This window comes from Burkholderia sp. PR2 (assembly GCF_052372875.1).
Taxonomy (GTDB): Bacteria; Pseudomonadota; Gammaproteobacteria; order Burkholderiales; family Burkholderiaceae; genus Burkholderia; species Burkholderia diffusa.
Map to the genome: position 1 here is coordinate 776273 of NZ_JBQRWH010000002.1, position 12603 is coordinate 788875.

Below are 12603 nucleotides of genomic sequence, written 5' to 3' on the forward strand. Positions count from 1 at the left end.
GCGTTCGGCCGCCTGCGTATGTCGCTTGCCATCCCGAAGCGGTCACCCACGCGATGTGCCCTTGAGCGACCGGTTCCGGATCGGAAGCAGCCGCTCAACAATGCTGCGCATCTCCAGCACGACTTACCTGGAAATCCGGTTCGACTGTGCTGCCGGTGAATGCAAGACTTTCAACGCTATAACGACTCCGCAAACGATGGCGCCGATGCCGAATGCCTCGTCGAACGTAGGCCACCGATGACTTGCCACGAGCCCGAACGACGTCGCGAATACCGTCTCGGTCACGATCAGCTGACCTGCAAGCCCGATTGGCAGCTTCTTCGATGCTATCGTCCACGCCCACGAACCACCAATCGACCCTACTGCGGCCAGAACAAGTGAACTCGCCAGAACAAGTCCGAATGACGACCACTGGATGCCAAGTCTGGTGATATTCAGCAGCGACAGCGGTGCAGCGATTGGAATAAAGAGCGCAATCTCCAGCGCGCCACCGATCATCATCATCGCCGTCCACTTCCTCGGGTCCATCCCCGGGCGCTTTCTTAGCGCGTTTCGATTGGATAGGGCGAAGGCGGTCCACAGCGATACTGCGCCAAACGAGATTGCGATGCCAGCGATGACTCGAGTCGACAGGCCATCAAGCGCCTCCATCAGCCCGGACGAGTTGACCATCATCAAGCCCAACGTGATGAAGCCCAGAGGGATACTCAGAACTCTCCACGATGTGGCCTGAGCGCCCTGATTCCCAACGATGGCAAGCACCACGGGTACAGTCGCGACAATCGCTGGCGGGACAATCGGCCCGGCGAAGCGTACGGCTGACATGATCGTCACGAAATAGCCTACATACCCGACGAGGCCTAGCCATGCCGCGACCAGCCAGTCGACTAAGGTCGCGTGCGACCCGCGATCCTTCACGGCGATGAACAGAACAGCGCCCAATATTCCCGAAAGCAGAAATCGCGTAACAGCCAGGTCGTAAATGGAGTATGGACCGATCACGTAAGGCGCAACAAAATTGAGCGACCAGGAGAATGCCGCGAAAACGGCAGCAAACACACCCATCATAGACCGCGCCTGCATTCTCAGCTCCCGGAGTCAACGTAATCAGGTTAGCGGGTGCAGCGCCGTCGACCTTCCGAAAACAGCCTTGTTCTTACCCCGGAACGACAAGTTTTATGACGCCAACCCGGTAATAAGCGGCCCTCGGTGCGGCCGCTCACAGGAAAACGTCAGCGACTCTTGATGGCCGGTAAACTTCACCGTCATATAGAATGATGCGCTTTGCCCGCACGCCTATGTGGTTCAAGAATCTTCAGCTTCATCGTCTTCCGGCACCGTGGGCCGTTACCCCCGATCAGATGGAAGAATGGCTGGCGCCCCACGCGTTTCAGCCGGGCACCAGCGTCGAGATGCAGCGCTTCGGATGGGCGTCGCCGCGTGACGACGGCGCGCTTGTGTATTCGATCAACCGGCAGATGCTGCTGATGTTTCGTGCCGAAAAGAAACTGCTCCCGGCCTCGGTCGTCAATCAGGTGACCAAGGCCCGGGCGCTTGAAGTCGAGGAGCAGCAGGGCTTCAAGGTCGGGCGAAAACAGCTGCGCGAACTCAAGGAGCAGGTGACGGACGAACTGCTGCCGCGCGCGTTCACCATTCGCCGCGATACCCGCGTGTGGATCGATACGGTGAACGGCTGGCTCGTTATCGATGCGGCTGCACAGGCTCTTGCCGACGACGTCCGCGGCCTGCTCGTCAAATCGATCGATCAATTGCCGCTCGCCGGCGTTCAAGTGGCGCTTTCGCCGGTCGCCGCGATGACGGATTGGCTGCTGTCCGGTGACGCGCCGGGCGGGTTCACCGTGGACCAGGACGCCGAGTTGCGCTCGAGCGGCGAAGGCGGGGCCACGGTGCGATACGTCGGCCACGCGCTGGAAGCGAACGACATGCGCCGGCACATCGAGGCCGGCAAACAATGCATGCGCCTCGCCATGACCTGGGATGACCGAATCTCCTTCGTGCTGACACCGTCGCTGACGATCAAGCGCGTCACGCCGCTCGACGTGATCAAGGAAGCGACGGACCCCACCGCGCAGAACGACGACGAACGCTTCGACTCGGACGTCACGCTGATGACGGGTGAATTGGCGCGGATGTTGACCGATCTGGTCGATATCCTGGGTGGTGAGCGGCACGACGCGATTCATCAGGCGGCAGCAGCCTGAGTCTCGCCGGCTGTCAAGGATCATCGCCCTGCGGCGGCGTGGCTTCGCGCTGACGCGACATGTCGAGCAGGAGCGTCGCCGCTCTGGCGCGGGTCGCGGCTGCGCGCTCGCGATCCGTAGGAGACCGGTGCAATCCCTGAACGCGGCCGCGATCGTCAAGGTCGCCAGGCAATTCGTATAAGACCACCGACCGTCTTCCCCGCTCTCCCCGGGAAATCCGCGCTGAACCGAAAAAAGCCACCCTCGCGGGTGGCTTCGGTGCGTTCGACCGGGCTTCGGTCGCATACATCACGCGTGGGTGCGCCGGCTCGCCTCGGCATCGACGTCGCGCAGCGACTTGCCGCGCGTTTCCTTCCCGAGGCCCACGCAAACGATCGAGATCGCCGCCGCCGCGACCAGATACAGTGCGATCGGCGTCGACGAGTGATAGCGCTCGAGCAACGACAGCCCGATCAACGGCGCGAGCGAGCCGGCCATCAGCGGCGCGACCTGGTAACACAGCGACAGCGCGGTATAGCGCACGTTGGTCGGGAACATCTCGGTCATCAGCGCCGAGTACGGCGAGTAGGTCATCGATTCGATGAACAGGCCGAGCACGATCGCGGCCATGATGATCCAGTCGTTGCCGGTGTCCATCATCGGGAACGCAACGAAGCCCCAGCCCGCGGTCAGCACCGCGCCGGTCAGGTATACGAGCTTGCGGCCGACGATGTCCGACATGAGCCCCATCAGCGGGATGAAGAAGAAGTGGATCGCGTTGGCGGCGAACATCAGCTTCAGGATCCGCGTGGTATCGAAGCCGACGACCAGCTTCAGATAGGTCAGCGAGAACGTGACGACCATGTAGTACAGGATGTTCTCGGCAAAACGCGCGCCGATGCCGATCAGCACCTGCCGCCAGTGGTACTTCAGCACGTGGCCCACGCCGAGCTGCCTTTCCTGCTTCTGCGCGCGGCGCGCCTGCGCTTCCTTGAAGATCGGCGCATCGTCGACCTTGCGGCGAATCCAGAAACCGATCAGCACGACCACCGCCGAGAACCAGAACGCCGCGAGCAGGCCGTCGATCGGGTTGCCCGTCTTCTTGAAGAAGTGCGTGCCGAACACCAGCGCCGAGGCCGTTCCATACAGGAAGAACTCGTACCACTCCGCCACCGATCCGACCATCGACGCCGCGACGACCCGCTTCAATTCCCGTTTCGACGCCGTGTCCTGCACGGCCGTCGCACCACCAGGCGAGACTGCCTCGCCGACCTGACTTGTCATCTCCGTATCTCCTCTCGTTGTCTTCCATTTCCCTTGACGGGCCGGTTCGCGGGTAAGCGCGCCGAAAGCTTTTATACAATATCCAATACACAATCCAAGTAATCTCAAAAAATGCTTTCGGCGGAAATGCGACACGTCGGCGAGCCGCCGCCGGCCGTTCCGGGAGCCTGCGGAGGAACGGATTTCGGTCAGATGAAAGCGCGACGGGAACGGGCTTGCGCAACGCTGGTCGGCATTCGCAGGCATCAGGTGGTGGAGCCGGGACGCGCATTGCGCCGCCTTCGCCGGGATCGCCCGCCATCCTCGCCGGAGGCCGCCGTGGCGCGGTTCGCCGCCCTCGCCGATGCCCCGAAACCAAGGCCCGTGTCATGCCCTTTTTATTTTATATTGTATAAAATATGCGAACTGGCTAGAATGCATTCGTCGATGGCTGACTTTCGGGCGAAACCGGAGGCAACGTTTCGGCACCGAGGCACGCAAGAGGTGGCCAGCCGCCGTCCGGATCACATGAAGCACCGACGAGACGGCGAGCGCGCGTACTGCCCAGGTTGTGCCAGCAATGGCAGTTGACCCTATCTGAATGTGAGGAAACGAGATGAGCGACAACATTTTTACCGGCACCATTCCGGCCCTGATGACGCCGTGCACCGCTGACCGTCAGCCGGATTTCGACGCGCTGGTAAAGAAGGGCAAGGAACTGGTGGCACTCGGCATGCGCGCGGTGGTGTACTGCGGCTCGATGGGCGACTGGCCGCTGCTGACCGAAGCGCAGCGCCAGGAAGGCGTCGCACGCCTGGTCGAAGCCGGCGTCCCGACGATCGTCGGCACCGGCGCGGTGAACTCGAAGGAAGCCGTGTCGCACGCCGCGCATGCCGCGAAGGTTGGCGCGCACGGCCTGATGGTGATCCCGCGCGTGCTGTCGCGCGGCGCATCGCCGGCCGCACAGAAGGCTCACTTCGCCGCAATCCTGAACGCCGCGCCGAACCTGCCGGCGGTGATCTACAACAGCCCGTACTACGGCTTCGCAACCCGTGCCGACCTGTTCTTCGAACTGCGCCGCCAGCACCCGAACCTGATCGGCTTCAAGGAATTCGGCGGTGCGGCCGACATGCGTTACGCAGCCGAGAACATCACGTCGCAGGACGACAGCGTGACGCTGATGGCCGGCGTCGACACGCAAGTGTTCCACGGCTTCGTGAACTGCGGTGCCGCGGGCGCGATCACCGGCATCGGCAACGCGCTGCCGCGCGAAGTGCTGCAACTCGTCGACCTGTGCAAGAAGGCCGCGCAAGGCGATGCGGTGGCACGCGTACGTGCGAAGGAACTGGAAGCGGCGCTGGCCGTGCTGTCCTCGTTCGACGAAGGCTGCGACCTGGTCCTGTTCTACAAGCACCTGATGGTGTTGAACGGCGACAAGGAATACACGCTGCACTTCAACGAAACGGATGCACTGAGCGACGCGCAACGGAACTACGCGGAAGCGCAGTACACGCTGTTCCGCAACTGGTACGCGAACTGGTCGAAGAGCATCGCGTAAGCGCGCTCGCACGATGCAGTGCAATACGCGGCCATGACACGGCTGCGCGATGGAAAGGGAAAGCCACGGATCACCCCGTGGCTTTTTTCTTGTCTACGCCCCGCCCTGAAGCAGCACGCCCGCACACGCTCGGCAGGCATCCGCCGCATCAGTGTTGCTGCACGGCCGCGCCGCTCGCGCGCTCCTGTTCCGTGAGTTCCGTGCGGCAGCGGCCGATCGCGTGCAATGCACCGGCCGCGACGAGCGCCGGTACCGCAAGCAGGCTGAACACATCGCCGAAGCGCCAGCCGAACCCCATCAGCATCGCGCCGGCGAACGCGCCGGCCACGCCGCCGATCCGTCCGATGCCGAGCATCCAGGCCACGCCCGTCGCGCGGCAACGCGTCGGATACAGGCTCGCCGCATAGGCCGACATCGACGTCACGGCGCTCGTCACCACGGTGCCGCACAGGAAGATCAGCGTGCCGAGCCACGCGGCATGCCCGATCGTGCGGCTCGCCACGAGCACCAGCAGCGCTGCGACGACATACGCAATCACGATCGTCCGGTTCGGATTGAAGCGATCCATCAGCCACCCGACACCGAGGTTGCCGAGCACGCCGCCCAGCGGGAACAGCGACGTCATCAGCGCGCCGCCTTCGGCGCTGAAGCCCGCATCGCGAAGCAGCGTCGGCATCCAGTTGGTCAGCAGGTAATAGATCAGCAGCCCCATGAAGTAGGCCGCCCATAGCATCAGCGTGCGCGAACGAAACTGCGCGGACAGCACCTGCGCGAGCGCGGACGCCCCGCCGGCCTGCGGGCGCGCGCCGGCGGCCACGAACGCACGGTCGTCGAAGCGCTCGTTCGGTGCGATCCGTGCGAGGATGCGCGCGATGCGCGCATGCGTGCCGGGTCGTGCCGCGAGATACTGCGCCGACTCGGGCAACAACATCACGAGCGCGACCGCCAGCGCGATCGGCCCGATGCCGCCCGCGGTCAGCACGCTTTGCCAGCCGAAGTGCGGAATCAGCCATGCCGACGTGATGCCGCCCACCGCGAGCCCGCACGAGAAGCCGCAGAACATCGCGTTGACGGCCACGCCGCGGATCCGGGCCGGCGCATATTCCGCCATCAGCGTGACGGCGTTCGGCATCGCCGCGCCGAGGCCGAGCCCGGTCAGGAAGCGAAAGGCGGTCAGCGCCTCGATCGACTGAGCGTGCGCGGACACGATGCTCCACGCGCCGAAGCACGCAACCGACAGCACGAGCACGGTCTTGCGGCCGAGCCGGTCCGCGCAGGGGCCGGCGGCGAGTGCGCCGATGCCGAGCCCGGCGAGCGCCGCGCTCATCACCGGGCCGAGCGCGCTGCGCGCGATGCCCCAGTCGTGGGTCAGCGCCGGCGCGATAAAGCCGATCGCGGCCGTGTCGTAGCCGTCGGCGGCCACGACCAGAAAGCACAGGATCAGGATCAGCCACTGGCAGGGGGAAAAGCGCTCGGCGTCGATGAACGACTGCACGTCGAGCGTACGCGGTTGGGTTTTCATCGTGTGTCTCCTTCGATCCGGTGCACGACGGCGCTGATGCGCCGCACGCACGCGGACATCTCCATGTTCATGTTTCGTTGTAGGCCCGGCGTCCGGGTGACGTGCGCAGGTCTGCCAGGCGCCGAATCCCCGGCGCCAGTGCCGTCCGCGCAGCTCGTCACGATTGCCACCCTCTCCACGCGAATGGCGTCCGTGTCGTATCGGGTGTCGTCGTCATGGGCTCAGCGCGTGAGGTACGCGAGGCTCGGGAACTCGACCCGGCGGATGATGCGGCTCTCCTGCGCGACGATCAGATGGCCGGACGCCTGCAGGTACGCGGGCCAGTCCGGATCGGCATCGCGCGCGGTGCGCCGCGCGTCGTAATCGGCGATGCTGTCGTAGCCCCACAGGTGGACAACCTGGTTCAAAGCGCCGATGTCGCTCATGTAGAAGCCGACGGGTGGGCCGAGATACTTCACCTGGATCGGCATCGCGAGTCGGTCGAAGATCTCGATGAATTCCGCCATGCCGCGCGGGCGGATCGTATAGATGCGATGGTCGATGAATGCTTTCGCGGTAGTCATGGTGTGCTCCGGGTTCACGCGGTCGCGCGCGCGTCGGCGGGATGCGCCACGGCAGCGCCCGGTGTCGGTTCGGTGAGGCCGGTCAGGTCGATGAGCCCCGCGATATGGCGCGCGCTCAGATAGCCGAACGTCATGATCGGACCGAGCGTGATCCCTGCACCCGGGTAGTTGCCGCCCATGATGCTGGCGCGATCGTTGCCGACCGCGTACAGGCCGGCGATCGGCCGGTCGTCGGCTGCCAGCACCTGCCCGACCGCGTTGGTGCGGATTCCGTCGAAGGTGCCGAGATCACCCATCACGACCTTCAGCGCGTAATACGGCCCGTCGCCGAGCGGCGCCACGCACGGATTCGGACGATGGTCCGCGTCGCCGAGATAGCGGTTGAACGACGTCGTGCCGCGGCCGAATTCGGGATCCTCGCCACGCGCGGCGTCGCGGTTGTAGCGCCGCACGGTTGCCTCCAGATTCGCTGCATCGATACCGGCCCGCTGCGCGAGTTCCGCCAACGTACGGCCCTGCACGAGATAGCCGTTGCGCAGCAGCGGCCCGAGCGGCACCGGTGCGGGCTTCGCAAAGCCGAGCCCATATTTGCGGATCGTCGCGCGATCGCACACGAGCCACATCGCCGTCTCTGTCTCGTCGCGACATGCAGCGATCATCGCCGCACCGACGTCGTGGTAGGAATTCGATTCGTTCGCGAAACGCGTGCCGCGACGGGTCACGCCGATGACACCCGGCTTGTAGCGATCGAGCAGATGCGGAAACACCCCGAAACGGCCATCGCCGAGCGGCACGCGCGAAACGGGCATCCATGCGGCCGGTTGCGGATAGCGAATCTCCACGCGGCCGCCGGCCTGCTCGGCCAGCTTCGCGCCGTCGCCGGTGTTGCCGGCCGGTACGGGCGATACATGCTCGCCGCCGCGCGCAACGTGTGGATACGCACGCGCGATTCGCGCGACGTCGTGCGAGAAGCCGCCGCTCGCCAGCACGACCGCACGGCGCGCGGTAATGCGATACGTCTCGCCATCCGCCCCGACCGTCGCGCCGGCGATGCGGCCTCCGTCGGTCACCAGTTCACGTGCGGGCGTGTTCGTCAGGATCGGGATCCCGAGGTCCAGCGCCGACTTCGCGAGTCGTGCAGCGAGCGCGTTGCCGCTCGTGATCTGCACGCCGCGCCGGTACAGCGCGAGATCCTTCAGATGCGCGGCGAGCCGCTTCGTCACGTACCACGCGGACTTGAGCGAGCGCGTTGCGTTGAGGAAATGCTTCAGGTCCGCATTCGACGAATTGAACATCATCCCGATAAACGTGATCGTCTTCAACGGCGGACGCAGGCGCTCGAGATCCTGCCCGAGCCGCCGCGCGTCGTACGGCGCGGCGACGACCGAGCGGCCGATGTCGACTCCGCCTGGCTGGTCCGGGTGATAGTCGGGATACAGCGTCGGGACGAATTTCACGTCCGTTTCGCGCTCGAAGAATTCGAGCATGCGCGGGCCGTGCTCGAGAAAGGCCTCGATTGCCGCGTCGTCACGGAACGCGCCCGTTTCGCCGCGCAAATACGTGCGTGCCGCCTCGCGCGTATCGCGCACGTCGTTTGCACTCGCGTGGCGATTGCCGGGGATCCACAGCACGCCGCCGGAAAACGCGGTCGTGCCGCCGAAGCACGCGTCCTTCTCGACGACGATCACGTCGAGGCCGGCCTTGCGCGCGGTAATCGCGGTGGACAGGCCGCCCGCTCCCGAACCGATCACGAGCAGATCGCACGTGACGTGCTTCGAACGATGCCGATCGTTCATCATGTCTTCCTCCATGGATGGAACAGCCGCGCCGCCACGCCGCTGAACGCGGCGTGTCTGCATCACGCGCGGCAATGTCGTTGAACTACCTTGCGCCGGCACCGGCCTCATAGCCAGGCCGCGGAACGAGATCCATCAGCATCGCGTCGAGTCCACCGTCAACCACCAGTTCCGCCCCATTCACATACGCGGCGCGCGGGCTCGCGAGAAAGGCGACGACGTTCGCGATGTCGTCGGGGCGGCCAATGCGCCGGCTCGCGGTCATCGCGCTGCGTCGCGCCTCGATGTCGCCGCTCTGATAGAACGCTTCGGACAGCGGCGTGCGGATCATCCCCGGGCACACCGTATTGCTGCGGATGCCGCGCGGCCCCCACTCCGCCGCCAGCTGCCGCGCGAGCATCGCGACCGCTGCCTTGCTCGCGCTGTATGCACCGCTATGCGTCTGCGGGTAGCGCGCCGCGATGGACGCGACATGCACCATCGAGCCCGAGCCGCGTGCCAGCATCGCGCGGCCGAACGCCTGCGAGCAGAGCATGTAGCCGGTGAGATTGACCTGCAGCATCGCGTTCCATGCGTCCAGGCTGATCGTCTCGATGCCGCCGGCACGCAACAGGCCGGCGTTGTTCACAAGTACGTCGACGGGACCGAAATCGCGCTCGACGCGTTCCGCGGCCTGGCTCACGCTCGCCGCGTCGCCAATGTCACATCCGATCGCGACGACATCGCCGCCTGCCGTCCGCAACCGCTCCGTGGCGGCGATCGTCCTGTCCGCGTCACGGTCGAGCAACGCGACCCGCGCACCGGCTGCCACGAGCGCTTCGACAATCGATGTACCGATGCCGCCCGCCGCCCCCGTCACGACACACACCTGCCCGTCGAGACGAAGCCAGTCCGCCTGTCGGGTATCTGCTTGCGATATCATTAGGTTTCCTCTTTAAATAGGATTGAAATGTCCGGATCGATCCGGCATACGCTGCCGGAACGTCGCGCGATGCGTCAGTTGCAAGCGCTACGTCGATGAGAAAAGTATAGAAGCGCGCATCGCGCGAAAACTGGACAAACGCCGCAAGCAACAGGACAATTTGTACACAGGAGGCCGCGCGGCATGAGGAGAATCCCTAACTACGATCTGTATGGCGAATCGGCTCGTCCGCCTTGGTACGACGCGTTCAACTTCGAATGGATACCGGAGCGCAGCCGGCCGAACGACTGGCATATCGCCGCGCACCGCCACGATGCGCTATTGCAGATTTTGTACATCCGCGGCGGGCACGGGCATGTCGTGATCGAGAGCGGGAAGCACACGTTCGCGCCGCCGTGCCTCGTGCTGCTGCCCGCGCAGACGGTCCATGCTTTCGAGTTCTCGCCGCAAATCGACGGCCTCGTGGTCACGGTCGTGCAGCACGCGCTGGAAAAGCTGGTCAAGACGGTCGCGCCGGGTGCGCTGTCGACCCTGCAACGTGCGGCGATGATTCCGGTCAAGGGGCCGGACGCGAGCGTGTCGATGCTGATGCCGCTGTTCGCGTTGCTCGAACAGGAATTCCGCAGCACGTCACGCGGCCGCGGCGCGGCCGGGATGGCGCTGCTCGTCGCGCTGGTCGTGCATGTCGCGCGCTTGAGCGATCTCGCGGCAGCACCGTCGCATGCCGGCATCGACCGGCGCGGGACGTTGCTGCGACGTTTTCGCGAGCTGATCGACGCGCATTTTCGCGAGCATCGACCGGTGGAATTCTATGCGGAGCGGCTCGGCGTGACGGCCGCGCAGCTTGCGCGCGTCTGCCGCGAGGAGCTGGGGATTTCGACGACGGCGGTCGTCAACGCGCATCTGATTCGAGAAGCGCAACGCGAGCTGGTTTATTCGAATCTGAGCGTAAAGCAGATTGCGCACGAGATGGGCTTTGCGGACAGCGCGTACTTCAGCCGTTATTTCCGCAAGCAGACCAGCCAGACACCGGGCGAATTCAGGGAATCGGCCCATCGCGAGCTGATGCCCGGCCAGTCTTGAACCGGCCCGATTCAGCCGGTGGAGCCGGTCGCGACGCCGGGGTGTCGCGACCGGAACAGCCGACCCGCTAGCGGCACGTCAGACCGCGACGGCACCGACGTAGTTTTCCGCCATCGCCATCGCCGCCGGGCGCGACGTCGTCACGTGCTCGAGCTCCGCGACCTGCAAACGCTGCTCGAACGGCGACGCGTCGTCGAGACGATGCATCATGCGCGTCATCCAGTACGAGAAATGTTCGGCGCGCCAGATCCGGCGCAGCGCGGTTTCGCTGTATGCGTCGAGCAGGTCGGTGCGGTCTTCGTCATAGAACGCCTGCAACGCGGACGTCAGGATGCGCACGTCTGACACCGCGAGATTAAGGCCCTTCGCGCCGGTCGGCGGCACGATATGCGCGGCATCGCCGGCGAGGAACAGCCTGCCGTGCTGCATCGTCGTCGACACGAAGCTGCGCATGCCGACGATGTTCTTCTGGAAGATCCGGCCTTCCACGATCCGCTGGCCGTCGGCGGAATCGACACGCGCATGCATCTCCGCCCAGATACGATCGTCGGACCAGTTGTCGACAGAATCCTTCGGGTCACACTGGAAATACATGCGCTGCACGTTCGGCGAACGCGTGCTCACGAGCGCGAAGCCGCGCTCGTGGCGCGCATAGATCAGTTCGTCCGACGACGGCGGCGCTTCGACGAGAATGCCGAACCAGCCAAACGGAAAGACCCGTTCGTAGTCCTGCCGCAATTCGGCTGGGATCATCGTGCGCGACACGCCCTGCGAGCCGTCGCAGCCGATCATGAAATCGCAGTCGAGCGTCTGTTCGACACCGTCGTGCACGAAGCGGATCGACGGTGCATCGGTCTCGATGCCGGAAATCGTCGTCCCGGATACGTTGAAGTACGGCGCACCGCCGGCCGCGACACGCGCGGCCACGAGATCCTTGAGCACCTCGTGCTGCGCGTAGACGGTAATCGCCTTGCCGGTCAGTTCGGTGAGATCGATGCGGCGGCGCTTGCCTTCGAACGCGAGTTCGAAGCCGTGATGCAGCGCGCCTTCCGCTTTCATCCGGTCGCCGACGCCGGCTTCGGTCAACACGTCCATCGTGCCTTGTTCGAGCACGCCGGCGCGAATGGTGGACTCGATCTGTTCGCGACTGCGCGACTCCAGAACGACCGACTCGATGCCGCGCAGATGAAGAAGATGGGAAAGAAGCAGGCCCGCGGGCCCCGCGCCGATGATGCCGACTTGTGTACGCATGAATGTCTCCGGGTGGAATTGATTTTGCGCAAGTTTGGCGGCGGCACGCGCTATCCCGCAACGCGATATCCGGAATATGGACTATCTCGATAGTAGATAAAGGCCGGATGCGCTACGCGCCATCCGTGGCGTGCGCCCACTCGGTCAGGGTTTCACCGTCGCCAGGCGCGACTCCATCCCGTCGATCTTCGCGAGCAGGCCATTGGCGAGTTCCGTCACATGGCGCGGCATGTCGGGGATCGCCAGCAACGCTTCGATCCGCCCGCGCCAGTAACTCGGACGACTCACACGCATCGCACACGGCATCGCCGCATCGCCGCTATCGGCATCGCTTTCCAGCAGCGCGACCATTCTCTCGATATGAGAAAGCTCGCGCTCCACATAGTCTCTCGTGAGCATCTGATCGATACCCCCCGCAACACTGCCCTGGCCTGTCGTCATCGC

The 12603-nt window shown here is 64.7% G+C and carries 11 protein-coding genes; 3 read left to right on the forward strand and 8 right to left on the reverse strand.

The window, feature by feature from the left end:
- Window positions 1-123: 123 nt before the first annotated feature.
- Window positions 124-1068 carry a DMT family transporter gene (locus ACT2FV_RS15105; protein WP_151048050.1) on the reverse strand — a complete coding sequence of 315 codons (945 nt, stop codon included), beginning with the start codon at window positions 1066-1068 and terminating at the stop codon, window positions 124-126.
- A 230-nt stretch (window positions 1069-1298) separates the two neighbouring features.
- Between ACT2FV_RS15105 and ACT2FV_RS15110 the strand changes: the two genes are divergently transcribed.
- Window positions 1299-2222 carry a recombination-associated protein RdgC gene (locus ACT2FV_RS15110; RefSeq protein WP_059600656.1) on the forward strand — a complete coding sequence of 308 codons (924 nt, stop codon included), beginning with the start codon at window positions 1299-1301 and terminating at the stop codon, window positions 2220-2222.
- A gap of 288 nt (window positions 2223-2510) precedes the next feature.
- On the opposite strand, the gene ACT2FV_RS15115 is transcribed toward ACT2FV_RS15110, so the two are convergent.
- Window positions 2511-3485, reverse strand: a complete 975-nt coding sequence (locus tag ACT2FV_RS15115) for an MFS transporter (protein ID WP_444504219.1) — start codon at window positions 3483-3485, stop codon at window positions 2511-2513.
- Window positions 3486-4080: 595 nt separating this feature from the next.
- Between ACT2FV_RS15115 and ACT2FV_RS15120 the strand changes: the two genes are divergently transcribed.
- Complete coding sequence (locus ACT2FV_RS15120) at window positions 4081-5022, forward strand: dihydrodipicolinate synthase family protein (RefSeq protein ID WP_059525958.1); 942 nt, start codon at window positions 4081-4083, stop codon at window positions 5020-5022.
- 148 nt (window positions 5023-5170) lie between these two features.
- On the opposite strand, the gene ACT2FV_RS15125 is transcribed toward ACT2FV_RS15120, so the two are convergent.
- From ACT2FV_RS15125 to ACT2FV_RS15140, 4 genes are all read right to left on the reverse strand, one after another.
- Window positions 5171-6544, reverse strand: a complete 1374-nt coding sequence (locus tag ACT2FV_RS15125) for an MFS transporter (protein ID WP_059600660.1) — start codon at window positions 6542-6544, stop codon at window positions 5171-5173.
- 221 nt (window positions 6545-6765) lie between these two features.
- Window positions 6766-7107 carry an NIPSNAP family protein gene (locus tag ACT2FV_RS15130; protein WP_059600837.1) on the reverse strand — a complete coding sequence of 114 codons (342 nt, stop codon included), beginning with the start codon at window positions 7105-7107 and terminating at the stop codon, window positions 6766-6768.
- Between the two features lie 14 nt (window positions 7108-7121).
- A complete protein-coding gene (locus ACT2FV_RS15135; protein ID WP_444504285.1) occupies window positions 7122-8903 on the reverse strand; it encodes an FAD-dependent oxidoreductase in 1782 nt (593 codons plus the stop codon).
- 85 nt (window positions 8904-8988) lie between these two features.
- On the reverse strand, window positions 8989-9825 hold the full coding sequence (locus ACT2FV_RS15140; RefSeq protein WP_444504220.1) for an SDR family NAD(P)-dependent oxidoreductase: 837 nt from the start codon (window positions 9823-9825) through the stop codon (window positions 8989-8991).
- A gap of 183 nt (window positions 9826-10008) precedes the next feature.
- Here ACT2FV_RS15140 and ACT2FV_RS15145 point away from each other — a divergent pair, with 183 nt between their 5' ends.
- Window positions 10009-10908 carry a helix-turn-helix domain-containing protein gene (locus tag ACT2FV_RS15145; RefSeq protein ID WP_059600665.1) on the forward strand — a complete coding sequence of 300 codons (900 nt, stop codon included), beginning with the start codon at window positions 10009-10011 and terminating at the stop codon, window positions 10906-10908.
- 78 nt (window positions 10909-10986) lie between these two features.
- Here ACT2FV_RS15145 and ACT2FV_RS15150 read toward each other — a convergent pair whose 3' ends face one another.
- Both ACT2FV_RS15150 and ACT2FV_RS15155 read right to left on the reverse strand, forming a co-directional pair.
- The gene (locus ACT2FV_RS15150; protein WP_444504221.1) at window positions 10987-12159 is read right to left on the reverse strand and encodes a 4-hydroxybenzoate 3-monooxygenase; all 1173 of its coding nucleotides are present in this window, start codon (window positions 12157-12159) and stop codon (window positions 10987-10989) included.
- Window positions 12160-12303: 144 nt separating this feature from the next.
- Entirely contained in the window at window positions 12304-12558 is a 255-nt protein-coding gene (locus ACT2FV_RS15155) for a hypothetical protein (RefSeq protein WP_059600841.1), read from the reverse strand.
- Between the last annotated feature and the right edge of the window lie 45 nt (window positions 12559-12603).